The sequence below is a fragment of the Streptomyces sp. NPDC021749 genome, from assembly GCF_040640655.1.
Classification (GTDB): domain Bacteria; phylum Actinomycetota; class Actinomycetes; order Streptomycetales; family Streptomycetaceae; genus Streptomyces.
Window position 1 is genome coordinate 78,548 of sequence record NZ_JBFACE010000030.1, and the last position, 25,746, is coordinate 104,293.

Here is a 25,746-nt window from a genome sequence, read left to right on the forward strand (position 1 = left end):
GGCCGGCCGTCAGAGCACCGGCGAGCGGCGCGACCGGCCCAGCCGCAGCCGGCCCCGCAACTTGTCCACCAGCGGATACTTCTCCCGCTGCTCACGGGACTGCCGGTCCAGTTCCTCCACCAGTCGCTGCGAGCGCTTCTCCACGTCCAACTCGTCCAGGATGCGGTCGATCTCCGCCAGCAGCGCGCCGTGCAGCTGCCACTGCCGCGGATGCTCCTGCACCTCGTCGAGCAGCAGATGCGCCACCGTCTCGCGGCTCTCCCGGCTGGCGGCCAGCTCCTTGACCAGCCGGTCCTCCGCCTTGTCCGCGTTCGCACTGACCTGCGTGGTGATCAGCACGGCGAAGCTGTCCACCGCCCGGGCCATGTGCCGGAACAGCTCGCTCAGCGAAGCCCCGATCCGCGCCGAGAACAGCGACTCCTCGGTGCGGGCCTTGGCCAGGTCGGTGAGCGTACGGCAGACCGTGCGCAGCACCACCGCGGAGATCTCCAGAGTGTCCAGACCGGTCCGCAGCACCACCCGGGAGAGCAGCCCCTCCTTGACCCGGGGATTGAGCCGCAGACTGTCCTCGGCCTGCCGCAGCGACGCGTCCACCTGCACGATGTCGTGGTCCAGCCGCCGCGCTTGGTGCAGCCGGGCCGCGGCCTCGGCCACCGGCGTATGGCCGACCACCTCGTCGCTGAGGCTCAGCAGCAGCACCCGCATCCGGCCGGCCAGCCCCTCGATCGCCTGACTGGCGGGCTGCACCAGCACCGGCGGCACGAACAGCACGTTGAACAGCAGCCCGACCACCGCCCCGATCAGCGTCTCCAGCACCCGGTCCCAGGCCGTCGCCGCCACCCGCGTCGTCGTCACCCCGAGCACCAGCATCGCGCTGATCGCCACCTCGGGGACGAACTCGCCGGCCTTCACGAACCGTCCGATCACCAGCGAGGCGAGGATGATCAGCCCCAGGCTCCACCAGGTCAGCCCCACCAGCGAGCTGAAACCGATGGCGATGACGACCCCGACCACCACCGAGTTCACCCGGCGCATGCTGGTGGTCAGCGTCGTGTAGAGGGTGACCTGGACGACGAGCAGCGCGGTCAGGGGCGCGGTCAGCGGCGCCGGTTCGCTGCTCACCATCAGCGCGACGACGTACGAGATCACGGCGGCGACGGTCGAGCGGAGCGTCTGCGCGACCACGGGCTCGCTGTGCCGCCGGACGAGATCCAACAGCGGATCGGTTACTTCACGCACTCTTCTCCCCCTTCCCGCTTTCCGCACCGAGAGCAACATGCGCGTCAGCCCTACCCGCATTCGGACCCCTGCGGTCGTCCGGCCGGCCGTCGCCACGGATGATCGTCCCGAGCGGACGGACCGGCCCGGTCAGGGCACGACGGCGCACGGGAGTGGTGGGATGAGCGGCGACGGCGCGGACCACGAAGCGCACCCGCACGCCCCGCCCGACGGCTCCGACGGCCTCGTCCGGCGGCACTTCCTCGGGGCCGCGGCGGCGGGCGCCGCCGGTCTCGTCCTCGCCGCGGCCACCGGCTGCGACACCCCCTCCGGCACCAGCCCCGGCCCCGACCCCGGCACCCGCCCCGACGACCTCGCCGCGGAACGGGCCCGGGCCGGCAGCCCCGACTGGCGGCTGCGCGCGCCCGGCCCGCCCGACGCGGTCGAGGGCTACACCGACCAGGTCAGCGTCCGGCCGGGCGAGGAATTCGGCCTGTACGTCTCCACCACCGCGCCCGGCCTCCGGGTCTCGGCCTACCGCGTCGGCTGGTACGGCGGCGCCCAGGCCCGGCTCGTCTGGCGCTCGCCGCGGATCGCCGGACACCGCCAGCACCGCCCGCGGCTGCTGCCCGCCACCCGCACCGTCCGCGCGGACTGGCAGCGCACCCTCGCCGTCCGCACCGCCGGCTGGCCGCCGGGCGCCTACCTGCTCCGGCTGGACGCGGACCACGGGCACCAGCGGTACGTCCCGCTGGTCGTCCGTTCCGCGACCGCGGCCGGCCGGACCGTGCTGATGCACGCCGTCACGACCTGGCAGGCGTACAACCGATGGGGCGGTGCCAACCTCTACGCGGGCGAGGACGGCGCCTACCGGACGCGGTCGCTGGCCGTCAGCTTCGACCGGCCCTACGACGCGAACGGCGCCGAGAAGTTCCTGGTGTACGAGCGTGCCCTGGTCGTCCTCGCCGAACGGCTCGGCCTGCCGCTGGCCTACACCACGTCCGTGGACGTCCACCGCTCCCCGGCGGCGCTGCGGGGCGCCACCGCCGTCCTCTCGCCCGGCCACGACGAGTACTGGACCCCGCAGCAGCGCGCGCACGTCACCCGGGCCCGCGACACCGGCGCCAACCTGGCCTTCCTCGGCGCCAACGCCTGCTTCCGCCGGGTGCGGCTGGACCCCGGCCCCTCCGGCCCGCTGCGCACCGTGACCTGCTACAAGACGGCCTACCGGGACGATCCGCTCTTCGCCGACCACCGCGAGCCGCCCACCCATGACTTCCGCCTGCCACCCGCCGCCGACCCCGAGTCGTCCCTGACCGGTGTCTTCTACGAGGGCTATCCCACCGACGCCCCGTACGTCGTCCACCAGCCGGACCACTGGCTCTTCGCCGGGACCGGAGCCGGCCGCGGGACGTCCTTCGACCATGTCGTGGGAGTGGAGTACGACCGGGTCACCCCCGAGGCACCCACCCCGGAGAAACTGGAGATCATCGCCCACTCACCGCTGGTCTGCGCCGGCCGCAGCAGCCACGCGGACTCCGCGTACTACACCGTGGCGAGCGGCGCCGGGGTCTTCGCCACCGGCACGATGCGCTGGGTCGAGGCGCTGATGGCCGGTACCGGTGACGACGGCCGTGACCACGGGATGGACGCCCGGACCAGGACGTTCGTCACCCGCACCACCGAGAACCTGCTCCGCGCCTTCGCCGCGGGGCCGGCCGTCGGGAACCGGCCCGCACCGATCAACAACGTGGGCGCCGTCTACGGGACCTGACGCACCGGTGCGCACCGGGCCCGGTCAGTCCTCGGCGCGCTGGGTGACCGGCGCCTCGGTGCGGTCGCCGAGGAACTCGTACCACCGGCGCTGCAGACAGACGTAGCGGGCGTCGGCCTCGACCAGGCTGAGGAAGGCCGTGACGGTCTCGGCGAGCCGCTGCTGCAGTCCGGCGTCCGCCAACTCCCCGTCGTCCGTGAAGCCTTGGTGCGCGGCGGCGAGACTGAACATGTCCGGGTAGACCCGGGTACCCAGGTGCTCCAGCGGCACCCGCAGTGCCCACAGCCCCCGGTTGCCGCCGACCAGCGAGGGCGAGGCGGAGACCAGCAGCGCGTGCTTGGTCTTGAACGGCTGCGGCCGGATCCGCGAGACCCAGTCGATGGCGTTCTTCACCACGCCCGGCACGGAGGCGTTGTACTCCGGCGAGGCGATGACGAAGGCGTCGGACCGCTCGATCCGGTCCCGCAGCGACAGCGCGCCGGCCGGCAGCCCCTCCGCCACCTCCAGGTCCCCGTCGTACAGCGGCATGTCGAAGTCCCGCAGCCCCGCGAGATCGACCGTGGCACCGGATCCGGTCATCATCCGGGCCACGAGGGCGGCCAGCCGGGCGTTGGCCGACGCGGTCCGCAGGGAAGCGCCGAGGACCAGTACGCGCAGCGGACCGGGGTGGGCGTCGGCGGGCAGGGCCATGGCTCATGTCCTTTCCTCGTCCGGGTCCGGTCGCCCGGTGCGGGGGCAGCGTATCCGCGGCGCGGCCGGAATCCCGGCACCCGCCGGGGCAGCCGCGCCACGTTCGCCGCCTACGAGGAGTCGCTGCGGGCCCGTCGACGGGCCATCCGGCGCCGTTCGGCGCGCCGCTCGTCCTCGTCCATGCCGCCCCAGATGCCGTTGTCCTGGCCGGAGGTGATCGCCCAGTCGCGGCACTCGGCGATCACCGGGCACTGCCGGCAGACCGCCTTGGCCTCCTGAATCTGCAGCAGCGAGGGGCCGGTACTGCCGACGGGGAAGAAGAGCTCCGGGTCCTCGTCCCGGCATCGGGCGCGATGGCGCCAGTCCATGGGGGTACCTCCGTTCCGCGCCGCGGAGCGCGGTCGATGTCCGCTGAGGGGGCGCTCGGCCGGGCCGCACGCCGGCAGGTAACTTCCGTACCGGTACGCCCCGTTGTGGTCGGGTGCCCCGTCCCGCCCCGGCAATGCGCCGGAACTCAGCGGACCGCCCAGCCCCGGTCACGCAGCGCATCGGTGAGCGGGCGCGCCACGTCCGGAGCCACCCACAACTCGACCGCACCGTCCGTCACGTCCGGGACCGCCGGGGTGGTGGGCAGCACCATGCCTTCCAGGTCCACCCGGGCCTCGGCCACATCGCCCAGCAGCCGGTCCAGCTGCCGCTGCGGACCGCCGACGGCTATCGAGAGCACGGTGTGCCGGCCCGCACCCGCCGGGCCGTGCGGGGCGGCGATCCGCGCCCGTCCCGCGTAGCCCCGCCGCAGCACCCCGGTCAGCTCCGCCAGGGCGGCGGCGTGCTGCTCCGGGACGTCCTCGGTCAGCCGGGCGAGCGCAAGGCCCGCCGTCGTCAGGTCCCGGCCCAGCTCGGTCAGGAGCGGGCCGAGGGCGGCCGCGTTCGCCGCGAGGATGTCGGTCCACAGCCCGGGATCGCCGGCCGCGGTCCGGGTGACGTCCCGCATGCCGCGGCCGGCCAGCCGCACCGCGTACTCCTCGCCGTCCACCAGCCGGGCGGCGGTGAGACTCGCCATCAGGTGCGGAAGATGGGACACCAGTGCCACCGCCCGGTCGTGGTCGCCCGGCGGCAGCAGGACCGGCACCGCGCCGCACAGCGAGACCAGCTCCAGCACCCGGTTGAGCGCGCTCTCCCGGGACTCCGGAGTGGGGGTGAGTATCCAGTGGCGGTCCTGGAAGAGATCGGCGCGGGCCGCCAGCGGACCGGAGCGCTCCCCTCCGGCCATCGGATGCCCGCCCACCAGAGCGGTGGTGTCACAGCCGAGGGCCAGGCACTCGGCGTGCACCAGCGTTTTCACGCTCGACACGTCCGTGTACACCTGGGCCAGTTCGGCCTTCTGGTGGTCCGCGATGGTCCGGGCGACCTCCGACGGCGGGACCGCGATGACCGCGACGTCCGCCGGGGCCGGCGGCGGACCGGCGACGCCGGCGCCGAGCGCGACGGCGATCCGCACGCTGTCCGGGTCGCGGTCGATGAGATGGGTGGTCACTCCCCGGCCGGTCAGTGCCAGGGCGATGGACGTTCCGATGAGACCCGTGCCGACGACGCAAGCGGTGTGCAAGAGAACGCTCCTGGGCCGTGAAGGGGGAAGACGGACGCCTCCGGGCCCGCCCGATGGGGGAACGGGCGGGCCCGGAGGGTCCTCGGGAGGTACTACCGGTCGGCCGGTGCCTGGGCCGGGGCCGCCGGTTCCGCCGCCTCGGCCGGCGGCCTGCCGAACAGCTTCCGTACCAGCGCCGGATTGGTCAGCATCACCGCGTTGCCGATCAGGATCAGGGCGACACCCACCAGGTCCCGCACCGTCCAGTGGAAGCTCTCGAAGACCGTGGACAGCAACAGCGCCACGATCGGGAAGAGCACCATGGCGTACGCGGCGCGCTCACCGCCGATCCGGCCGAGCAGCGTGAGGTACGCGCCGAAGCCGACCACGGAGCCGAAGACGGCCAGATAGACCAGTGAGCCGGTGTACTTCAACGACGGGTCGAAGGCCGCCCCGCCGCCGAAGACCAGCGCGAACGGGGCCGTGAGCAGCGCCCCGTAGGCCATCGCGAAGCCGGTGCCCTGCACCACCGGAATGCCCGCGGCCTGGGTCTTGCCGGAGACGACGTTGCCCAGACAGAAGACCAGCGTGCCGAGGGCGGAGAGCGCGATGCCCTGGCCCGACCCGGACGACAGCCCGAAGTGCTGGAACTCCGGCCAGAACACGGTGACGATCCCCAGCAGCCCGATCGCCCCGCCGAGCAGCATCTTCGGGGTGATCGTCCGCCGGAAGAAGAGGCGGGCGAAGACCATGTTCACCAGCAGCGACATCGCGAAGATGATCGAGACGAGGCCGGTGGTCAGATGCTGTTCGGCGAAGTAGAAGCAGACGAAGTTGGTGGAGAACATCAGCCCGCCCATCAGGACGAACTGCCCGTGCACCCGCAGGGGGTAGCGCAGCGGCAGTCCGCGCAGCCGGGCCCACGCCAGCAGGATCACCGCGGCCAGCGCGAACCGGTAGGCGACCGACACCGTGGGGTGCACATCGCCCAACTGGCCCTTGATGGCCAGCCAGGTCGACCCCCAGATCAGCACCGTCACCACATAGAGAACGGCGTTCACAGGCAGCTCCGTTCCAGCAGACCCACCAGCCGGCGGGCCCCCTCGGCGACCTGTTGGGGCGTCAGATAACTGAGGGAGAGCCGGAGCTGGCACCGGCCCCCCTCACTGTCCGGGTAGAAGTAGTTCATCGGTGTCCAGATCACTCCGTGCTCGCGGGCGGACTCTTCCAGCAGCGCATTGTCCGCCGGCACGGGGAGGGTGAGGGTCAGGAAGAACCCTCCGTCCGGCACGTTCCAGCCAATGCCGGCCGCCTCCCGCCGCTCGCGCGGCAGCATCCGCTCCAGACTCTCCAGCAGAACCGCGAGGTTCTCCTGGTAGAAGTCGGCGGCCGGCTTGTTGGCCTCGCGCAGCCGGAAGTCATGGGTGAGCAGCATCCCCCCGATGACCGCCTGGCTGAGCGCCGGGGTGTTCACCGTCACCATGCCCTTGATCTTGGACAGTTCGTCCGCCAGCAGGGTGCGGCCGCCGTCCGCCGCCTCGACCTCCTGGTCGGCGACGACATAGCCGACCCGGGCGCCCGGGAAACAGGTCTTGGCGAACGAACCGAGGTAGACCACCCGCCGCCGCTCGTCCAGCGCCTTGAGCGTGGGCAGCCCGGTGCCGGTACGGGTGAAGAACCCGTAGGGGTTGTCCTCCAGAAGGAGCAGGTCCTCCTCCTCGGCCAGCTCCAGCAGCCGCCGGCGGGCCTCGACCGGCATACAGGTCCCGGTCGGATTGGCGAAGTCCGGTACGACGTAGAACGCCCGCGGGCGCTTCCCGGCCGCCCGCAGTTCGGCGACCGTACGGCGCAGCACCTCCGGGTCCGTCCCGTTCTCGCCCTCCGGGACGTGGGCGACGGACAGGTCCAGCAGCCGGGCCGCCCCCGTGATGCCGACGTAGCACGGGGACGGCACGAGCAGTACGTCCGACGGCTCGGCGAACAGCGCCCGCAGCACCAGGAACATGCCCTCCTGGCACCCCACGGTCACCACCAGCGACTCCGGCGCCGCCTCGATGCCCTCGTCGTTGCGCAGGGCCCGGGCCACCAGCTCGTGGATCTGCCCGTTGGTGCGGCCGTACTGGAACAGCAGGGTGCGCACCTCGTCCGGGGTGCGGCCCAGGTCGTCCACGAGGTGGCGCTGGTAGGCCGCGAGGTACTCGCCGATCCGCTCGACCTCGAAGAGGCCTTCGTACGGGCGGCCCGGGCCGAAGGAGATCGCCTCCGGATAGCGGGAGGTGACCTCGTTGAGGAAATTCATCACCTCCATCAGGGGGTCGCCGAGCGAGCCGTGCAGCTCGCCGGCCGGAAGTACGGTGGGGGTGGAGCCGTTGGTCACCGGGGGTCCTCCCAGAGGACGGGGCAGAAGTCCGGGTCGGTGTAGTCGGGGTTGCCGTGCGCGTCCTGACGGACCAGCACATCATTGTTGTAGACGACGACGTCGCCGGACGACAGCTGGTAGGGCCGCCACTGGTTGGTGCGGTCCTGGAGGTGCAGCGAGATGGCGCGCCGCGGACGGTCGCTGACGTTGTAGCCGCTGCCGTGGTAGGTGCGGCAGTGGTGGAAGCTGATGTGGCCCTTGGGGATGTTCACCGGGACCTTGACCACCTCGGCGTTGTTGAACGCGGCGTTCTCCGCCAGCATGTCCTCCAGCTCCGACCGGTCCCGCTCGGCGAAGTGCCGGCTGGTGGTGTCGTCCCCGCCGGTCTCCTTCCAGCGGTGGCTGCCGTCCACCATCGTGATGGTGCCCATTTCCTCGTCGCAGTCGTGGAAGGGGATGAAGGCGGTCAGCATCTCGTCGGAGGTGCAGGTCTGCCAGTAGTGCCGGTCGAAGTGCCAGGGCACGATGTTGCGCTCGTCGTCCGCGCGCGGCGGCTTGTGGATGAGGGTGCTGTTCCACAGCCGTATCTGGCTGGTTTCCGCTATCCGCGCGGCGACCGCGGCGATGACCGGCTTGGACAGGATGCTCCGGATCGTGTCGTCCTCGTAGAAGATGTAGTCGTTGTGCCGGTGGACGTCGCCCTTCTCCGGCTCCCAGTACGCCAGCCGCGGCGGACGCTTGGGCAGGGTGCGGTCCCGGTGGCCGCCGTAGAAGCGGTCGGCCGCGGCATTGAGCGTGTCGACCTCCTCGTCGGTCAGCAGCTTCTTCGACAGATACCAGCCGTGCTCCTGGTAGAACTGCACCTCGTCATCGGTCGGCAACAGCGCCTCTTCGGCGGCGGTCATCGGGCGCGGGGTCTCGTTGCGAGTCATGCCATATCCCTGTCGTTGGTGAGGAGGGGCTGGGAAGAGTGGTCGGGGGAGAGGTGGGGAAGGCCGGCGGACGGTGCCGCCGCGGCGGGGGAGAGGTGCAGCAGGTCCGGGGCGATCGCGTCGAGGACGGGCCGGCCGGTCAGGGCCATCGCCTCCTCCAGCTCCGCGCGGAGGGTGGCCAGCACCCGTTCGGCGCCGGCCGCTCCGCCGACGGCCAGGCCCCACAGGACCGGGCGGCCGACCAGCACCGCACGGGCCCCCAGCGCCAGCGCCTTGAGCACGTCCGTGCCGCGCCGGATGCCGCCGTCGACCAGCACCTCACAGGCGTCCGGTACGGCCGCCACGACCTCCGGCAGGGCGTCCAGTGCCGCGATCGCACCGTCCAGCTGCCGGCCGCCGTGGGTCGAGACGATCAGGCCCTCGACGCCCGACTCGGCCGCCAGCCGGGCGTCCTGTCCGGTCAGTACGCCCTTGAGGACCAGCGGCAGGCTGGTCAGCGAGCGCAGCCACGCCAGGTCCTGCCAGGTGAACGCGGCGTCGTGGTGCTGCGCGGCGTGCTGGGCGAGGGTGGAGCTGCCGGCCCGTCCGGCGTGCAGCCCGCCGGCCTGGCCGTCGTCGAGGTTCACCGGCCGGATGTGCGGCGGGAGGCTGAAACCGTTCCGCAGATCGCGTTCCCGGCGCGCCATCCGCGGCGCGTCGACGGTGACCACCAGCGCCCGGTAGCCGGCCGCCTCGGCCCGGCGCACCAGCGACTCGGTGACCTTGCGCTCGCGCAGCACGTACAGCTGCAGCCAGAGCGGTCCGGACGCCGCCCGGGCGGTCTCCTCGATCGTCCGGCTGGCGAAGGTGCTGGTGACGGTGAGCGCGCCGACCGCGCCGGCCGCCTGGACGGTTGCCGTCTCGCCCTCCGCGTCGACCAGCCGGTGGTACGCCATCGGCGCGATGCCGACGGGGAAGGACACCGGGGAGCCGAGCAGCGTGGTGCCCGGCTCGCAGTGGGAGACGTCGACCAGGGTGCGCGGGCGCAGCCGGTAGCGGTCGTACGCCGCCCGTTCGCCGCGCAGCGTCACCTCGTCCCCGCTGCCGCCGGCGATGAAGTCCCACACCGCCCGGTCCAGTCGGGCGCGGGCCGCCGCCTCGTAGTCCTCCGGCGACAGCAGCACCTCCCCGGCGTCGGTCCCGGGTGCCCGGCCGGGCCGCGCGGTCATACGCCGGCCTTCGCGGGCGCACCGGCGGCGACCGCGTCGTCGCGCGGATCGTCGGCCTCGGCGGTGCGTGACCGCTCGCGCTCCACGGCCTCGTACAGCGCCTTGATGTTGCCGCTGCCGAAGGTGCGGGCGTCGAGCCGCTGGATCAGCTCGAAGAACACCGTGCGGCGGGCGTAGGGCGACCGGGTGAAGACCTGGACCAGCTGTCCCCACTCGTCCCGGTCGGCGAGCAGACCGAGGTCCTGCAGCACCGCCGGGTCGATGCCCACCTCGATGCCGCGCTCCGCGAGCGAGGCGTAGTAGCCGGCCGGGGTGGAGAGCAACTCCACGCCGGAGAGCCGGAGTTCACGGGCGGCGTGCACGATGTCGTCGGTGCTGTACGCGACGTGCTGGACGCCCGGGCCGTCGAACCCGTCGAGGAAGTCGTTGAGTTGTCCCCGGCCGCCGACCGGGTCGGGCTCGACCATGGTGAAGGTGATGCCCCGGGTCTCGTCCTGGACGACCTTCGAGGCCATCGCCTGGCCGCCGACGACGATGTACTCGTCGTAGGTGTGCTTCAGGCCCAGCGCCCGCTGGTAGAAGTCGACCATGGTGTCCAGCGAGCCGGCCCGCAGGCAGAGGGCCAGGTGGTCGACCGAGCGCAGCAGGGCGGGACCGGCCGCCTCGGCACCCTCCGCCACCGGACGGTACCGCCCCGGCAGGAAGTGGGCCGTCGCCTCGTCGTCCCCGTCGCGCTGGACGAAGCTGTGGACCAGGTCGTTGGTCGCGGCGACGGTGGCGCGGACCACCCGTACCCCGGCGTCCTCGAACGTCTCCGGTCCGGCCACCGGTTCGGCGCCGGCGGCCAGCGCCTGCTCGAAGTCCGCGACGGCATCGGTCGACCGCAGGGCCACGTCCCGTACGCCGTCGCCGTGCCGGTGGACGAAGCGGGCGGCCCGGTGGTCCGCGTGCAGGGCGGAGGTCAGCACCAGGCGGACGCCGCCGTGCGCCAGGACCAGCGACCGGGCGCCGGCGAAGCCGGTGAGCGGCCCCGCTTCGGCCGCCACCCGGAAGCCGTAGGTCCCGCAGTAGTAGTGGGCAGCCTGGTTGACGTCCCCCACATAGAACTCAACATGGTCGATGGAGTGGGCGGTCACAGTGATCCAATCTGTTGCTCGGGAGGTGGGAGCAGCCGCAGCCGGCGCACCGCGGCTCGGCACGGCGCCGTGAGGGTGCGGCGACGGAGCGGGGGGTGAGGGGCCGGAGCGGACTACCGGAGGTGACCGGAAGCCTCGGCAAGTGAGCGGAAAATGGCGGCGGTTGAGGTGGCGCCGGGGTCCTGGTGGCCGATGCTGCGCAGCCCCAGATACGCCGCCCGGCCCTTCCTGGCTTGCAGCGGAACGGTCTTGCGCATCCCGGCCTCGGCGGCCTCGGCCGCGGCCTGCGCCGCCGTGGCGAAGGCGGCGCCGGACTCCGCGGCGGCCCGGAAGGCGCCGACCGCGGGGGCGTATGCGTCGATCATGGTCTTGTCGCCCGGGACGGCCGCACCGAGCTGCTGGATCTTCGCCAGCGCCGCGGCGAGCCCGGCCGCGAACCGCCGGGCGTCGACCTCGGGGGAGGAGCCGAGCGCCTCGCCGAGCGCCCGGAACGCGCCGCCGAACAGCGGTCCGGACGCGCCTCCGACCACCGAGATCAGACAGTTCCCGGCCCGGACGAGGATCTCGCCGGGCGCGTCGGTGCCGTCCGGGGAAGGGAGGAGTGCGGACGGGACGAGCCCGGAGCGGGCCGGGCCGGCCTGTACCGCGGTGAACCCCCGGGCCATGTTGGCCCCGTGGTCACCGTCGCCGATGGCGGAGTCCAGACGGGTGAGCAGGTCCCGGTCCCGGAGCATGGCCGAGGCGATGTGCTGCATCCAGCCGAGGGCGAGCGCCGTGTCCACCGCTCCTCCTCCCGTTCTGCCGATCGTCCTGCACCGACCGGGGCGTACCGTCCGGTTGGTCCGGTGGCCGCCGGTATGAGCGTCCGAGCCGCCCGGTCGCCGTGGCGGAGTCCTCGTCAATGCGCGGAACCCCGGCCCCGGCCCCGGTGTCACCGGCCCGGACAGCACTAAGTTGTCGGTCTTCTCCGCAGGCTTCCGCATGGCAGGCGCTCCTTCGTTCCCCCGGTGCCCGCAACCTTGAGGGCGAGTCGGATAACTAACGCTTTACCGAAAGCTGTTCGGCATTGCCGAATGGCCATAGGAAGCAAAACGCAGTGACCCCGGCCCCGTCAAGGGCTTCGGCTCATTGGCAACGCAGGCAACACAATCGCCGGGCACGTTCCCCCTGAGCGCTGCGCGTTGATGAACCCGCGGTGAACCCCCGCGGTCCTCCCGGCCGGTCAACCGGCGGCGCGCAGCCCCGCGTTGCGCGGCGCGCCGAGGTCCCGCGACAGGCTGCGGGCGACCTCGCGCACCGCGATCGCACACTCCTGGCGAGCAGTTTCGGCCAACAATCGCTCGACCGGGCCCACCAGACCGAGCGCGCCCACCACTTCACCGCTGCGGTCGAACACCGGTGCCGCGATCCCCGCGTCGCCGAGCGTCAACTCGCCCTCTTCCAGGGCGTATCCGGTCTCCCGTGCCCGGTCCAGCTGGGTCGCCAGCCAGCCCGGGTCGTCGATGCTGGCCCCGGTCACCCGGGCCAGCTCGCCCGCGAGCAGCTCGCCGCGCCGCTCGGCGGGCAGGAACGCCGCGATCGCCTTCCCGATGGCGCAGGCGTTCCAGGGCAGGCTGGCCCCGGTTTCCAGCACCTGCACCGACCCGCAGGGCCGGAACGCATGGTGGATGACCAGAACCTGACTACCTGTCAGGATGCCCACCCAGACGGCCGCGCCGGCCTGGTTGGCCAGCAGGTCGGCCCAGGTCACTGCCCGGGTGCGGAGCTCGTGCGAGTCCAGATAGGCATTGCCGAGGGTCACCAGGCCGGGGCCCAGCCGGTACTTCCCGGTCTCCCGGTCCTGGACGACCATCCCCTCCGACTCCAGGGTGCGCAGCAGGGCGTGCACGGTCGGCTTCGCCACCCCGATGCGGTCGGCCAGCTCGGTGACGCCCAGACGCGGCGTCGCCGTGGCGAGCTCCCGGAGCACATGGATCGCCCTGTGCACAGCCTGGACCATCGATCAACTCCTGTTCCGTATTGCTGAACGGCGTTCCGGTCCGTAGAGTCCTCGTTCATGACACCGCTGGTTGGCATCGTACTTGTGTCGCACCGTGCGGAGATCGCCTTCGGCGTACGGACCCTCATCGCGCAGATGGCCGGCCCCGAAGTCGTGGTCGCCCCGGCCGGCGGCACCGATGACGGCGGTACGGGCACGAGTTACCCCCGGATCCTGCGTGCGCTGCACACCGCCGCCACCCGCGAAGCCGGCGCGGTGGTCCTGCCCGACCTGGGCAGTTCGGTCCTCGCCACCCGGCTCGTACTGGCCGACCACCCCGACGTCCACGCCGTCCTGGCCGACGCCCCCTTCCTGGAAGGAGCCGTGGCGGCCGCCGTCACCGCGGCGAGCGGTGCCGCCCTCCCCACCGTCCTCAAAGCGGCCGAAGAGGCCCGCCACACCTCCAAGTTCTGACCGGATCCGGCCGGTCGCGGATCATCGGGAGGGACCTCCGACCGGATCCGGCCGGTCCCGGCTCACCCCCGGAAGCCGCGGACGAGGAGTTCGGTGTTGCGGTCCGCCGGCCGGCCCGCCATCTCCTCGTGCACCCCGCCCGCCATCCGGTCGGCCAGCCCCGGGGCGTTGTACGACAGCTCGCGGTACAGGGACGCGAGGCCGACCGCGGAGAGATCGCCGAAATCCGTGCGGTGCGGTGCCGCCGACTCGATGAGCGTGGTGAACAGGGACACCGTCCCGTCGTGGTTGTCGACCAGCTCCAGCAGCCGGGCGTGCTGCGGATAGTCCACGTGCGAGGCGGTGTTGACCTCCCAGAAGGACCGGGCCGGCGTCGGGTGGGGGTGCGGGGTGATGCGGTTGACGTGGCTGTGCCCGTTGATCCAGGCCACCACGTTCGGGAACCGGTTCAGCAGGGCGATGACCTCGGCGCCGTCGTGCCGCGGCGCGTCCGTACGGGCCGCGTCCGGGCGCCGGGTCATGCTCGGACTGTGGTGGTGGCTGAAAACCAGGACGTGCACGTCCGTTGCGCCCGGGTTGCGCACCCGCCGGCCGTCCGCGTCGAAGTAGCGGGAACTGTGCGCCGCCAACGTCTGTTCCAGCCAGCGCAGTTGCTCGGTGTCCAGGGACCCTTCGAAGTGGCCGCTGCGGTACGTCGTATCGAGGCTGATGCCGAGCACGTTCTCCGCGACGGGGAACGTGTAGTACATGCGCTCGCCGTCGAGGTGGTCCTCGGTGTAGCCGTGACCGGCCGGCCCCGCCCCGGCGTGGGCCGGATCCAGGTGGGCGCGCAGGTACGCCTGCGGGGTCACCATCCGCCGCCGTTCATCGGCGACCACGCTCCGGCCCCCGGCGGAATTGCGGTGCAGGATCTCCTTGAGCACCACGCTCTTGGGATCGTCACCGGTGTTGAGCACCCGGGCCAGCGCGGCCACATCGGAGTCCGGGACGGAGAAGATTTTGCGCGCCCCGGTGAGGTAGTCGCTCAGCCAGGGATCGGCCGGATTCAGGCACCCGCCCGGCAGGTCGTCATGGTTGCCCGGTGTCGAATACCACGGAATGCGCAGCCCCGGGCTGGTCAACGGGCGTATCGCGGCGTCGAGGAATCCGGGGATCTCCGGCAGTCCGCGCCGCTTGTCCTGGTCGCGCAGGCCGGCGTCCGGATGCCAGTAGAGCGGGAGCCCGGAATTCTGGACGCCCTCGTACGAGGTCGGGGCGCCGGTATTCGGCGTGATGCGGCCCCCGCTCATCAGCGTGAGGAACCACTCCAGCTCCACCATCTCGTGGTTGTCGATGTTGTCGCCGGTGGACATCGCGAAGGCCGGCGCCCGCCCGGTGTGCGGCCCGCCGCGGATCGCATTGACCTGTTCCACCAGCGAGACCGCACCGGCCACCGACAGCGCCTCCTGCACCCGCCAGGACCCCGGCGACCCGGCGCGCAGGAATTCGGTCCGCAGCGGGCTCTGGACGTCGGCCACGTGCAGATCGGTGAGCTGGACGAAACAGGCCAGCGGGGTCCGGCGGTCCTGCCGTCGGAGGCCGGCCGCGGCCAGCTCGTCCCGTACGACCAGGGGCCAGCCGGGCCCGGAGGCCATCCGCCGGTAGCCGCCGGGGCCGGTGAGCCGGGCGGTGGTCTCCAGGGTCGTGACGCCGTACGGCGCCGGCCGCCCGGGCCGGGCCGGCGACGGCACCGCACCGGTCCGCCGCGGTTCGGGGCCCGCGAGGGCGCTGCTCCGGCGCTGCCCGGGCAGTGCCCATGCGGCGCCGGCCCCGGCGACGGCGGCGCCGGAGGAGAGAAGGAATCGACGACGGTCGGTGGGGGTGTGCAAACCGGCCATGGGGCCCTCCGTGGACGGCGGCCGGAATGGCGGGCCACCGTGGTGTCACCAAACGGAACATCTCGTTCCGAAGAGTGCGCGGGATGCGTGGCCGGAAGTTGAACGGGCCCGGAACGCGGAACACCCGTTGCCCGTCGATTCGGGGACGCAAAAATACCCCGCGGCGAATTGACGCCCGGGGTATTTCTCTGCGTATATTGGGGGCTTCTGTGTCTTGGTTGCGCAAGAACACGACCCAAATTCCAAAGCAAACTGTACTTGAGCGGAGTCGAATTGTCAAACGAGGAATTGCAGCGGGAACAGGAATTCATCGACCTGCTCTACGAGCGCCTCGCGGAAATGCGGGCGGAAGCCGCGACCGCGGTACGAAAGGCCCTGGCGCTCGCGGGGAACAACGCCCAGGCGCGGCTGGAACGCGACGTCGCGGTGGCCGAGCAGTCCGGTGTACTGGCCGCCGTCGACGCCGGGGAGTCCGGCCTGTGTTTCGGCCGGCTGGCCTTCCGCGACGGCCGCGACCACCACATCGGCCGGATCGGCATCCGCCGCGACGACGCCGAGCGCACCCCGCTCGTCATCGACTGGCGGGCCGAGGTCGCCCGTCCCTTCTACCTCGCGACCGGCCACACCCCCATGGGCCTGCGGCGCCGACGCCACATCAGCACCGAAGGCCACCGGGTCACCGCCCTGCACGACGAGATCCTCGACCTCACCGACACCGTCCGTACCGGGCACGAAGGCACCGACGCGGACGCCGTACTGCTCGCCGCGCTGGACAGCGCGCGCACCGGCCGGATGCACGAGATCGTGCAGACCATCCAGGCCGACCAGGACCGCATCATCCGCGCCCCGCACCACGGCGTCCTCGTCGTCGAGGGCGGCCCCGGCACCGGCAAGACCGTCGTCGCCCTGCACCGCGCGGCCTATCTGCTCTACGCCCACCGGGAACAACTCGCCCGCCGCGCCGTGCTGATCGTCGGCCCCAACCCCGCCTTCCTCAGCTACATCGGCGAGGTGCTGCCCGCGCTCGGCGAGACCGGGGTGCTGCTGGCCACCCCCGCGGAACTCTTCCCGGGCGTGACCGCGACCGGAACCGACACGCCCCGGGCCGCCGAGGTCAAGGGCGGCGCGGCGATGGCCGAGGCGCTCGCGCGGTTCGTCCGCGACCGGCAGACCCTGCCCGACCCTGAGATCGTCATCGAGCACGACGACGGCGAACTCCGGCTGGACGCACCGATGGCAAAGGAAGCGCGGCGCCGGGCCCGCGAGACCCGGCTGCCGCACAACCTCGCCCGCCCGCACTTCGCCTTCCGCATCATCGACGCGCTCACCGCCCAACTGACCGACCGGCTCGGCGCCGACCCCTACGGAGGCCCGAACCTGCTCGGCGCCGACGACATCGCCCAGCTCGGCAAGGCCATCGCCACCAGCCCCGAAGTCCACCGTGCCATTGCCGAGTTGTGGCCGGAGCTGACGCCCCAGCAGCTGGTCGCGGACTTCCTCGCCGAGCCCGTCCACCTCCCGGAGGCGGACGCCGAGGCGATCCGGCGGACCGGCGGGGAGTGGACGCCCGCGGACATCCCGCTGCTCGACGAGGCGGCCGAACTCCTCGGCGAGGACGACTCGGCGGCCCGCGCCGCCGCCGAGGCCGAGCGCCTGGAACAGATCGCATACGCCCAGGGCGTGCTCGACCTCTCCTACGGCTCCCGCACCCAGGAGTTCGAGGACCGCGACGACGAGGAATCCGAGGTGCTCGCCGCGCACGACCTGGTCGACGCGGAACTGCTCGCCGAGCGGCAGGAGGAGGCCGACCACCGAAGCGCCGCCGAACGCGCCGCGGCCGACCGCACCTGGGCCTTCGGCCACATCATCGTCGACGAGGCACAGGAACTCTCCGCGATGGCCTGGCGGTTGCTGATGCGCCGCTGTCCGACCCGTTCGATGACCCTGGTCGGCGACCCGGCCCAGACCGCGGAACCCGGTGGCTGCGGCGCCTGGGAGACGATCCTCGCCCCGTACGTCGGCGACCGCTGGCAGCACGCCCGGCTCGGTGTCAACTACCGGACGCCGACCGAGATCATGGAGGTCGCGGCCCAGGTGCCGCGGTCCCTGGCCCCGGACTTCGCACCGCCCCGCTCGATCCGCTCCACCGGCGTACGGCCCTGGGCGCAGCGCACCGACGACCTGGCGGGCGCGGTGGCCGAGGCCGTCGCGCGGGAGAGCCGGGAGGACGGCCGGCTCGCGGTGATCGCCGCACGGCCCCGGCACGCGGAGCTGCTGCCGCTCCTCCCGTCCGCGTCCGCCGGACCGACCCCGGACCTGACCAGCCCGGTCGTGCTGATCGACCCGCGGCAGGCCAAGGGCCTGGAGTTCGACACCGTGCTCGTGGTGGAACCGCAGGAGCTGGGCACCAGCGATCTGTACGTGGCGCTCACCCGGGCCACCCAGCGGCTGGGCGTGCTCCACACCGGGCCGCTGCCGGCCGGGCTCGCGGCGGCACCCCTGGCGGAGGCCGCCGCGGCCGACCGGTGATGCCCGGCGCGGACGGCGCGGGGCGGCGCGGACGGCGTGGACGGCGCGGGGCGGGGGAGCGGCGGCGGAATGCCCGCACCGGTCCGTCGTCCGACGCCGTCCCCGCGCGCCGTGGTCGTGGCCCCGCCGAGAGGACCGGCCGGACCCGCCGCGCCGGGCGCCGCTGCGGTCGTGGCCGCACCGCAGACCGTCCACCAGGTCATCCGGGGGTGCACGGGGAACGGGAGCGGGCGGCACACGGCTGGCCGGCGGTGCGGCGGAACGCGGCGTCGCAGCGGGCCGCGCGGCGCCACGCGGACGACATGGCCGCCCGTCGGTTCTTCGGCCACACCACTCCGGACGGTGCCGATCCGGGCCCCCGGATCACCGAGGCCGGCTACTCGTGGTGCGCCCGTTTCAGATTGAGTGCGGTGCGGAGATCGGTGGTCCGGTCGAGCGAGGCGGTGACCCGGACGTCCAGCAGCCGGGTACCGCGGGTGAAGGCCTTCGTCGCGAGGGCGTCGTTGAGCCGCTCTGCGGCGGCCGCGGACAGGGTGACCGGGGCCTTGAGGCGCAGCACCCGGGTCCTGGTGTCGAGCGCGGACCTGAGGTCGGCGCGCGGGAAACCGCCCAGCCCGATCCGGGTGCCGCGGCCGGTGCCGGCGCTGAGCGTGCCCTGCCCGAGGTCGGCGGTGAAGCCGGTGAGCCGGAGGGTCCGGTGGGCCTTGGTGTGTACGAGGGCCAGTCCGGCGGCGCCGAACCGCAGTTCGCCGCCGGTCTTGCCGCGGCTGTTGGTGACCGCGCCACCCGAGACGCGCAGGCTCAGCGTGCGGCTGCCGTCGCGTGCGAGGCGTGGGCGGAGCCCTCCCTTGGCGCCCAGCGCCTTGGGGACCACGCCGTGGGCGGCGAGCCGGGCGAGCAGGGCGGACGGGACACGGAAGCGGGCGGTGCCCCGTACGACGGGAACCTCGGTGCTGCCGGCGGGCCGCACGACGGTGGTCCGGGCGCCGGGCGGGGGCACGGCGGCCGGCGGAAGGGCGGCGCCGGCGAGCGCGATGGCCGTGAGCGTGAGAGTGGCGGCGGTGGCGAGACGGCGAGCATGCATGCGGGACCTCGCTATGTCATGTGATGTACCGATCTGCCACTCTATGTTCTGGCGGGGTGGCGGCCGTGGCCGGATGCCGCCGTGCGGCTGACGGCCAGTCAGTGGCGGCCGGTCAGTGGCGGCCGGTCAGTGGCGGCCGGTCAGTGGCGGCCGGCCGGAAGGGTCGTACCGTCCTCGATCGCGGTGCCGGGCCGGATCGGACTCGACGAGGGGGCGGGCCTGCTCCTTGGGTGCTCCAGGGCGGGGACGGGCTGCGGGCGGAGGAGGGAGAGGGTGCGGCTTCCATGGAGGAAAAGGGCGCGGCTTCCGCGGAGGGAAGAGGCGCGGCTTCCACCGCTGCGCCGACGGATATCGCCGTACGGTGGACCGGCCGCACAGTCTTCTCGTATTTTGTGAAAAGTTTAGCTCGCACTGCTAAAAAAGAGCGCACATCCTCGACGACCAGGGAGCCGTGCCCGCCATGACCGCCACCACCGCGCAGCCCGAGATCCCCGCCACCATGCGCGCCGCCGTCCTGCACGGCCCCGAGAAGCTGAGGCTCGAAGAGCGCCCCGTCCCCGCCCCCGGACCGGGGCAGGTCCTGGTCCGCGTCGAAGCGGTCGGCACCTGCGGCTCCGACGTGCACTACTACCGGCACGGCCGGATCGGCGATTTCGTCGTACGGGAGCCCCTCGTCCTCGGCCATGAGGCGGCCGGCACCGTGGTCGCCTGCGGCCCGGGCGTCGACCCGCAGCGGACCGGCCGGCGCGTCGCCATCGAGCCCGGCACCCCGTGCGGCAGTTGCGGCGAATGCCGGGCGGGCCGCTACAACCTCTGCCCCGGCATGCGCTTCCTCGCCACACCCCCGGTCGACGGCGCCTTCTGCGAATACCTCGCCGTCCACCAGGACTTCGCCCACGCCGTCCCCGACTCCCTGACCATCGAGGACGCCGCCCTGCTGGAACCGCTCTCGGTCGCCGTCTGGGCCTGCCGCAAGGCCCGCGTCGCCCCCGGGGACCGGGTGCTGATCACCGGCGCCGGTCCGATCGGCCTGGTGGCCGCCCGGACGGCCCACGCCTTCGGCGCCCGGGAGGTGCTCGTCACCGACGTCGTCCCGCACCGCCTCGAACTCGCCCGGGCGGCCGGCGCCACCGCCCTCGACGTCTCCCGCACCCCGCTGCCCGAGGCCGGGTTCACCCCCACCGTGCTGCTGGAGTGCTCCGGCGTCCCCGCGGTGACCGGCGAGGCCCTCCGCACCGTCGGCCGGGCAGGCCGGGTCGTGCTCATCGGTATGGGCGGCGACGAGATCCCGCTCCCTCTCGGCCGGGTGCAGCACTACGAACTCGAACTCACCGGCACCTTCCGCTACGCCCACACCTGGCCCACCGCGATCGCGCTGGTGGAGTCGGGTGCGGTCCGGCTCGACTCGCTGGTCTCGCACCGTTACGGTCTTGCCGAGGCCGAGCGCGCACTGACCGTCGCCACCACGGACGCGACCGCGGTGAAGGCCGTCATCCATCCGCAGCGGTAAGCGTGCCGCTGCCGCTGTGCGACCGGGAAAGGGGTGGCCCCGATGGCTTCCACACGGTCGTCGCTGGCCGAGGTCGACCGGCGACGGCAGGACGTACTGGCCTTCGTGGTCGAGCGCGGAGAGGTCCGGATCGACGAACTGGCCAGGCACTTCGGGGTCAGCCTCGCGACCATGCACCGCGACCTGGACCAGCTCGCCGAGCGCCGGCTGCTGCGCAAGGAACGCGGCCGGGCCGCCCCCTTCCCGGATCTCACCATGGAAACCGCCACCCGCTTCCGGATCGGCGTGCAGCGCCCGCTGAAGGAGGCGCTGTGCGCCGCGGTCGCCGACGAGATCCGGCCCGGCAGCACCGTCGTCCTGGACGACTCGACCACGCTGTTCCCGCTCGCCGCGCGGATCGCCGGGACCGAGGCGGTCACCGTCATCACCAACTCCCTCGGCGTGGCCCGGCTGTTCGACGAGACGCCCGCCGCCGAGGTCACCCTGCTCGGCGGCCGCTACCGCGGCGAATTCGGCTCCTGCGTCGGCCCCGACGTGCTGCGCGCCCTCGGCCGGCTGCGCGCCGACCTCGCGGTGATGTCGGCGGTCTCCGTCCTCGGCGGCCGGCTCTTCCACCCGATCCGCGAGTACGCCGACATCAAGGAGGCCATGCTGGACTGCGCCCAGCGGTCCCTGCTCCTCGTGGACCACACCAAGTTCGGCAAGACCGCCACCCACGCGTACGGCGACGCCGGCCGCTACGACCGCGTCGTCACCGACCGCGGCACGCCCGCCGCCGAACTCGCCGCCCTGCGCGACCGTGGGGCGACGGTCGACGTGGTCGACGCCTGACCTGTTCCCACGCGCCGCGGCAGGGCCGTTACGCGCCGGGCCGCGGTCCCTCCCCGGGCGCCGGTGCGCGGCTGTTGGTGCGGGTGGCGCCGATGCCGGCCAGGACGACGCGGACGACCCCGGCCGCCGGCCCCGCACCGGGCAGCTGGCCGAGGGCGACGGCACCGATGACCAGGGCGAGGGCTGGTTCCAGGCTCATCAGGGTGCCGACGGCGGTGGTGGAGAGCCGGCGCAGGGCGAGGATTTCGAGGCTGAACCGGATGACGGGGTGCAGCACCGCCAGCGCCAGCCCCGTGAGCACCAGCGGCCAGGTCACCGACGCCGGCCCGGACGGCCCGGCGAACAGCCTGGCGACGAGGACGGCCACCGGCATCGAGACGGCCAGGCCGTTCAGGCCGGTGCCCCGGTCGCGACGCGCTGGGTCGGCAGGATGCCCCCGGCCCGGCAGGCGCGGAGCGGCGCGGGCGGACGAGGACCAGCAGGAGCACCCCCGCCCACATCAGGCAGCTCCTCGCCCGCCGGACCGGTGCGGACACCCGTCCGCCCGGCCGGTAGCCGCCGGGCGGGTGACGTACGGTCGCGTGCCTTCGGGGGAATGCGGGCCCGCGGGCGTTCGGGCACCGCTGCCGGGTGATACCACCTCTGGGTAGGCACGGGCGCGCGGAGGGCGGTGGCGGCCAGGTGCGGATGCGACCCGGCAGCAAGCGGGGGAGAGCGTCCGCCGCCCCTGGGAGCGGCGGCCGGTCAGGCGGCCGGGGCACGGTCCTGCGGACCGGCCGCGGCCGGCGGGCCGTGACCGTACGCCGGACGGCGGCCGGGGGAACGCAGCGCGGCCCGGCCGCACCCGCCGGGCCGTCCCCGATGCTGCAGGCCGCCGCCGCGTACGGATGGCGCCTGATCGTCGTGGGCGCGGTCGTCTACGCGGTGTTCGTGGCGCTGGGCAAATTCCACCTGGTGACCCTGGCGGTCTTCCTGGGGCTGGTCCTGACGGCCCTTCTGGAGCCGCTGACCAGCCTGTTCGGCCGCTGGATGCCCCGGTCGGCGGCGGTCGCGACCGGTCTGCTGCTCGGCATCGTGCTGCTCTTCGGTGTGCTGAGTCTGATCGGTGCGAACGTCGCGGGGGAGTGGGCGGGCCTGCGCCGGGAGTTCGACGGCGGGGTGGCCAGGATCGAGCGATGGCTGGAGGGCCCGCCGGTCCACCTGAGCCGCGAGACCCTCGAACACCTGCGGACGTGGGTCCGGCGGTTCGTCTCCACGCACCGGTCGGCGCTGATCAGCACGGCCCTGAGCGGTGTGGACCGGCTCGTCGAAGCGGCGACGGTGGGCGTGCTCGCGGTGTTCTGCACGGTCTTCTTCCTGCACTCCGGCGGCCGGATGTGGCGCTGGTTCGGCGGCCAGCTGCCCGGCAACCGGCGCCGCCCCGTCCACGTCGCCGGACGCGCCGCCTGGACGACGTTCACCGGCTACACCCGCGGCATCGTCCTGGTCGCCGCGATCAACGCCGTCCTCGTGGGCGTCGCGCTGTTCGTCCTGGGGGTGCCGCTCGCCGTCCCGCTGGCCGTGCTGGAGTTCTTCGCCGCCTTCATCCCGCTGGTGGGCTCGCCGGTCGCGCTGGCCGTGGCCGCCGTGGTGGCGCTGGCCGCCAAGGGTCCGTTGATCGCGCTGATCGTCGTGCTGCTGATCGTGGTCATCGGCCAGATCGAGGGCCATGTGCTGCACCCCCTCGTGATGAGCCGCGCGGTCCGGCTGCACCCGGTGGTGGTGGCGCTCTCGGTGGTCTGCGGCGCGGTCACCGCCGGTGTGCCCGGCGCGATCGTCGCGGTACCGCTCGTTTCGGTGGCGTGGTCCGTCTACAGCGTGCTGCGCGCGCTCCCGGCCGCATCCTTCCGGACCCCCTGAGCCCGGCGCGCGCCCGGACGCGGATTGCGGCAGCCGTACCGTCCGGGGCACTCTTGCGTCATGTCATACGTGCGGCTCGAAGCCTGGATCGGTGGGGAATGGCTGGAGGTGGACTCGGTGAGCGTGAGCCTCGTGGAGTCCGCGCTCACCCTCTCCTTCGAGCACCAGCGGACGGAATCCGGCTACCGGGATCTCATCTGGGAGCCGCTGGAGAAATTCCTCCGCGAGTACCGCGACGAACCGCTCGTCGTCGTACCGCGCCGACGCAATCTGCCGGTGATGTTCGGCCCCGGCGCCGCGGGGCCGTTCCGGCTCGCCGAGGTCGCGGACGGCTGAGGTCCACTGACCCCGCGTCAGGTGTGACGACATCCGGGCCATCTACGGCACGGCAGAGGGAAGGCTCTTCCCGGGGGCCGAGTGCCGTGCCGTCAAACCGTGCGTGCCGGGTCGGCAGCTACGTTCTCACCGCATTTCCGTCAAGAGGATCGCCGGAAACGAGCAAAACTGGCAACTATTCGATCGGACTGTCGCGTCCTCCGTGCAGAGTCATCAGGTGGGGGCTCCCGTCACCGCACCGCCACGACGGCGGGCGGTCACCGGGTCTTGTAAAGGAGAAAGCATGCGACCGTTTGCGTTGAGCTACGCCCGGCCGGCGGTGACGCCGTCGACCGCGGCCCCGTACACCTATGACGCCACGCGGCAACTCAACGTACTGCCCGACGGGCGCCCGGCCACCTCCAGCCGGGCGGTCCTGCTGGCCACCGGTACCACCGCGTCCACGGCCGGCTCCAAGACCCACTTCGACGACTGAGCGTCCATGACCGTCCTGGTCCTCACGTGCGAGGAGGACTTGACCGCGGACATGGTGGTCACGATCCTCCACGACCGCGGTGTCCCGCTCGTCCGTCTCGATCCCGCCGACCTTCCGGGCCGGGTCGCCCTGTCGGCGGACTACGCCCACCGCTCCTTCCACGGCCATCTGAAGGCGGGCGAGCGCATGGTGAGCCTGCGCAGCCTGCGCTCGGTGTGGGTCCGCCGGCCCGGGACACCCGGCACCCACGCCGCGGAACAGTCCGCCTGGCTCGCCACGGAGGCCGAACACGCCCTCTACGGCATGCTCGGCTGCACCCCGGCACGCTGGATGAACCACCCCGTGGCGGCCGCGCAGGCCCGCTACAAGCCCTGGCAGCTGCACCTCGCCCAGCAGAGCGGCTTCACCATCCCGCCCACCCTGATCACCACCTTCCCGTCGGTCGCCCGGCAGTTCGCCGCCACCCACCGTGACCTCGTGGTGAAGTCGGTCTCCGGCAAACACCCCGGTGAACCCCCGATGGTGCTGCCCACCACGCGCATCGGCCCGGACGTGGACTTCACCGGGGTGGCCGCCGCCCCCACGCTGCTCCAACGCCACATCCACAAGCAGGCCGACATCCGGCTCACCTGCGTCGGAGGCCGGCTCTTCGCCGCCCGCAAGCAGGCCGACCCGGACGAGGTCGACAGCCGCTTCACCCAGAACGCCGCCTGGAAGCCCACCGAGGTCCCCGACACGGTCCGGCGCTCGGTCGCCGCGTACCTGCGTCTCGCCCAACTCTCCTACGGTGCCTTCGACTTCGCGGAGGACCGGGAGGGGGCCTGGTGGTTCCTCGAATGCAACCAGGGCGGCCAGTTCGGCTTCATCCAGCTCGACACCGACCAGCCCATCGCCCAGGCCATCGCCACCTGGCTGGCGGAGGAACCGGCGTGACCGGCCCAGGGATCAGAGGACTCGTACGGCGATCGTCGTCCGTCCGGTGCGGCGCGTGGGGTGCGACGGTACGGCGAGTGTGCCGGGACGGTGTGCTGCCCGGTGCGCAATCTTCCGCGCAGGTCGTCTAGGGTCGTCGCGGCACCGACGAGGGGAGCGGGAATGGCCGGCTGGCCGGCGACACTCGACCGGGCGGGGATCACGGATCCGTCGCTCCGGCGTGACTACACCGAGCAGCGCCGTCTGGTCGCGCGGTTCGCCCGGGCCGAATACACCGCGGTGCGGCTGCTGCTCCCCCCTTCGCTCGTGCCCGACGTCCTCGCCGCCACGGCCTTCATGCACCACACGGACGACCGGATCGACCAGGGCCCGGTGGCGGAGCGTGCCGCGGCGCTCGCCGCATGGGACGGGCAGGTGCGGACGGCGCTCGCGGCCGGCCCGACGGACGAGCCGTTGTTGCGCGTGCTGCGGCACACCGTCACGCGACACCCCCAACTGGAGCCGTACGTAGCTCAGTTCCTCGCCGGGGCGGTTGCGGACCTGGACTGGTCCGGGTTCGCCACCGAGCGGGACTTCCAGGACTACATCGACGCCTATTCGCTGCCCGCCTTCATGCTCCTCACCTGCCTGCTCGCGCCCGACACCGGCACGGAGGCCTACGTGGCGGGCTGCCGCAGCTTCATCGAGGGGATGCAGCGCCTCGACTTCCTGGACGACATCGCCGAGGACCTGTCCCACGGACGGCTCGGCATCCCCCAGGACGCCCTGGCCCGGCACGGACTCACGCACCGGGACCTGGCCCAGGCCGGCCCCGCCGCCGCTAGATGAATGAGTCCAAGGGGTGCCGTTGCGGTCAGTGATCATAGGCGGTCAGTGATCGCTTGACTGGCTGCCCTGTCTTGTCGTTGTGCCAGA

At 72.7% G+C, this 25,746-nt stretch carries 24 protein-coding genes and 1 pseudogene; 11 read left to right on the forward strand and 14 right to left on the reverse strand.

What is annotated here, in order from left to right:
* Window positions 1-9: 9 nt before the first annotated feature.
* Window positions 10-1,239, reverse strand: a complete 1,230-nt coding sequence (locus AB0G35_RS26350; protein WP_360954310.1) for an aromatic acid exporter family protein — start codon at window positions 1,237-1,239, stop codon at window positions 10-12.
* A 160-nt stretch (window positions 1,240-1,399) separates the two neighbouring features.
* Between AB0G35_RS26350 and AB0G35_RS26355 the strand changes: the two genes are divergently transcribed.
* Window positions 1,400-2,992, forward strand: a complete 1,593-nt coding sequence (locus AB0G35_RS26355) for a N,N-dimethylformamidase beta subunit family domain-containing protein (RefSeq protein ID WP_360954313.1) — start codon at window positions 1,400-1,402, stop codon at window positions 2,990-2,992.
* A gap of 24 nt (window positions 2,993-3,016) precedes the next feature.
* Here AB0G35_RS26355 and AB0G35_RS26360 read toward each other — a convergent pair whose 3' ends face one another.
* The 10 genes from AB0G35_RS26360 to AB0G35_RS26405 form a co-directional block, all read right to left on the reverse strand.
* Complete coding sequence (locus AB0G35_RS26360) at window positions 3,017-3,676, reverse strand: NAD(P)H-dependent oxidoreductase (RefSeq protein ID WP_360954382.1); 660 nt, start codon at window positions 3,674-3,676, stop codon at window positions 3,017-3,019.
* A gap of 116 nt (window positions 3,677-3,792) precedes the next feature.
* Window positions 3,793-4,050 carry a WhiB family transcriptional regulator gene (locus tag AB0G35_RS26365; protein ID WP_360954316.1) on the reverse strand — a complete coding sequence of 86 codons (258 nt, stop codon included), beginning with the start codon at window positions 4,048-4,050 and terminating at the stop codon, window positions 3,793-3,795.
* Between the two features lie 146 nt (window positions 4,051-4,196).
* Complete coding sequence (locus AB0G35_RS26370) at window positions 4,197-5,291, reverse strand: prephenate dehydrogenase (RefSeq protein WP_360954319.1); 1,095 nt, start codon at window positions 5,289-5,291, stop codon at window positions 4,197-4,199.
* Between the two features lie 92 nt (window positions 5,292-5,383).
* Window positions 5,384-6,331, reverse strand: a complete 948-nt coding sequence (locus tag AB0G35_RS26375; RefSeq protein ID WP_360954322.1) for a DMT family transporter — start codon at window positions 6,329-6,331, stop codon at window positions 5,384-5,386.
* Window positions 6,328-7,647 (reverse strand): PLP-dependent aminotransferase family protein, encoded by a 1,320-nt coding sequence (locus tag AB0G35_RS26380; RefSeq protein WP_360954325.1) that lies wholly within the window; start codon window positions 7,645-7,647, stop codon window positions 6,328-6,330. Before AB0G35_RS26380 ends, AB0G35_RS26375 begins: the two co-directional genes overlap by 4 nt.
* Entirely contained in the window at window positions 7,644-8,561 is a 918-nt protein-coding gene (locus AB0G35_RS26385) for a phytanoyl-CoA dioxygenase family protein (RefSeq protein WP_360954328.1), read from the reverse strand. Before AB0G35_RS26385 ends, AB0G35_RS26380 begins: the two co-directional genes overlap by 4 nt.
* Window positions 8,558-9,769: an alpha-hydroxy acid oxidase gene (locus tag AB0G35_RS26390; protein WP_360954331.1), complete on the reverse strand. Its 1,212-nt coding sequence runs from the start codon at window positions 9,767-9,769 to the stop codon at window positions 8,558-8,560. The genes AB0G35_RS26385 and AB0G35_RS26390 overlap by 4 nt, the downstream gene beginning before the upstream one ends.
* Window positions 9,766-10,905: a 4-hydroxyphenylpyruvate dioxygenase gene (hppD, locus tag AB0G35_RS26395; RefSeq protein WP_360954334.1), complete on the reverse strand. Its 1,140-nt coding sequence runs from the start codon at window positions 10,903-10,905 to the stop codon at window positions 9,766-9,768. Before hppD ends, AB0G35_RS26390 begins: the two co-directional genes overlap by 4 nt.
* A 113-nt stretch (window positions 10,906-11,018) precedes the next feature.
* Entirely contained in the window at window positions 11,019-11,660 is a 642-nt protein-coding gene (gene dhaL / locus AB0G35_RS26400) for a dihydroxyacetone kinase subunit DhaL (protein ID WP_360954385.1), read from the reverse strand.
* Between the two features lie 467 nt (window positions 11,661-12,127).
* Entirely contained in the window at window positions 12,128-12,904 is a 777-nt protein-coding gene (locus AB0G35_RS26405) for an IclR family transcriptional regulator (RefSeq protein ID WP_360954337.1), read from the reverse strand.
* 57 nt (window positions 12,905-12,961) lie between these two features.
* Between AB0G35_RS26405 and dhaM the strand changes: the two genes are divergently transcribed.
* Window positions 12,962-13,357, forward strand: a complete 396-nt coding sequence (gene dhaM / locus AB0G35_RS26410; protein WP_360954340.1) for a dihydroxyacetone kinase phosphoryl donor subunit DhaM — start codon at window positions 12,962-12,964, stop codon at window positions 13,355-13,357.
* Window positions 13,358-13,419: 62 nt separating this feature from the next.
* On the opposite strand, the gene AB0G35_RS26415 is transcribed toward dhaM, so the two are convergent.
* Complete coding sequence (locus AB0G35_RS26415) at window positions 13,420-15,234, reverse strand: TIGR03767 family metallophosphoesterase (RefSeq protein ID WP_360954343.1); 1,815 nt, start codon at window positions 15,232-15,234, stop codon at window positions 13,420-13,422.
* Between the two features lie 288 nt (window positions 15,235-15,522).
* On the opposite strand from AB0G35_RS26415, the gene AB0G35_RS26420 reads away from it, so the two are divergent.
* Together AB0G35_RS26420 and AB0G35_RS26425 are read left to right on the forward strand one after the other, a co-directional pair.
* Window positions 15,523-17,763, forward strand: coding sequence for an ATP-binding domain-containing protein (locus AB0G35_RS26420; RefSeq protein ID WP_360954387.1), 2,241 nt, complete (start codon window positions 15,523-15,525; stop codon window positions 17,761-17,763).
* Window positions 17,763-18,098: pseudogene (locus AB0G35_RS26425) on the forward strand (hypothetical protein); the annotation flags it as partial. The gene AB0G35_RS26420 and the pseudogene AB0G35_RS26425, both read left to right, overlap by 1 nt.
* A gap of 41 nt (window positions 18,099-18,139) precedes the next feature.
* On the opposite strand, the gene AB0G35_RS26430 reads toward AB0G35_RS26425, so the two are convergent.
* Window positions 18,140-18,847 (reverse strand): hypothetical protein, encoded by a 708-nt coding sequence (locus AB0G35_RS26430; protein WP_360954346.1) that lies wholly within the window; start codon window positions 18,845-18,847, stop codon window positions 18,140-18,142.
* A 460-nt stretch (window positions 18,848-19,307) separates the two neighbouring features.
* Here AB0G35_RS26430 and AB0G35_RS26435 point away from each other — a divergent pair, with 460 nt between their 5' ends.
* Entirely contained in the window at window positions 19,308-20,357 is a 1,050-nt protein-coding gene (locus AB0G35_RS26435; RefSeq protein WP_360954349.1) for an NAD(P)-dependent alcohol dehydrogenase, read from the forward strand.
* 42 nt (window positions 20,358-20,399) lie between these two features.
* A complete protein-coding gene (locus AB0G35_RS26440) occupies window positions 20,400-21,188 on the forward strand; it encodes a DeoR/GlpR family DNA-binding transcription regulator (protein ID WP_360954352.1) in 789 nt (262 codons plus the stop codon).
* Between the two features lie 28 nt (window positions 21,189-21,216).
* Here AB0G35_RS26440 and AB0G35_RS26445 read toward each other — a convergent pair whose 3' ends face one another.
* Window positions 21,217-21,561 (reverse strand): EamA family transporter, encoded by a 345-nt coding sequence (locus AB0G35_RS26445; protein WP_360954355.1) that lies wholly within the window; start codon window positions 21,559-21,561, stop codon window positions 21,217-21,219.
* A gap of 488 nt (window positions 21,562-22,049) precedes the next feature.
* Here AB0G35_RS26445 and AB0G35_RS26450 point away from each other — a divergent pair, with 488 nt between their 5' ends.
* The 5 genes from AB0G35_RS26450 to AB0G35_RS26470 all read left to right on the forward strand — a co-directional run bounded on the left by AB0G35_RS26450 (window position 22,050) and on the right by AB0G35_RS26470 (window position 25,659).
* Window positions 22,050-23,087: an AI-2E family transporter gene (locus AB0G35_RS26450; RefSeq protein ID WP_360954390.1), complete on the forward strand. Its 1,038-nt coding sequence runs from the start codon at window positions 22,050-22,052 to the stop codon at window positions 23,085-23,087.
* A 60-nt stretch (window positions 23,088-23,147) separates the two neighbouring features.
* Entirely contained in the window at window positions 23,148-23,423 is a 276-nt protein-coding gene (locus AB0G35_RS26455; protein WP_360954358.1) for a hypothetical protein, read from the forward strand.
* 283 nt (window positions 23,424-23,706) lie between these two features.
* The gene (tgmA, locus tag AB0G35_RS26460) at window positions 23,707-23,898 is read left to right on the forward strand and encodes a putative ATP-grasp-modified RiPP (RefSeq protein WP_261953374.1); all 192 of its coding nucleotides are present in this window, start codon (window positions 23,707-23,709) and stop codon (window positions 23,896-23,898) included.
* A gap of 6 nt (window positions 23,899-23,904) precedes the next feature.
* Window positions 23,905-24,831, forward strand: a complete 927-nt coding sequence (gene tgmB / locus AB0G35_RS26465; protein ID WP_360954361.1) for an ATP-grasp ribosomal peptide maturase — start codon at window positions 23,905-23,907, stop codon at window positions 24,829-24,831.
* Between the two features lie 162 nt (window positions 24,832-24,993).
* The gene (locus tag AB0G35_RS26470; RefSeq protein WP_360954364.1) at window positions 24,994-25,659 is read left to right on the forward strand and encodes a squalene/phytoene synthase family protein; all 666 of its coding nucleotides are present in this window, start codon (window positions 24,994-24,996) and stop codon (window positions 25,657-25,659) included.
* Window positions 25,660-25,746 lie beyond the last annotated feature (87 nt).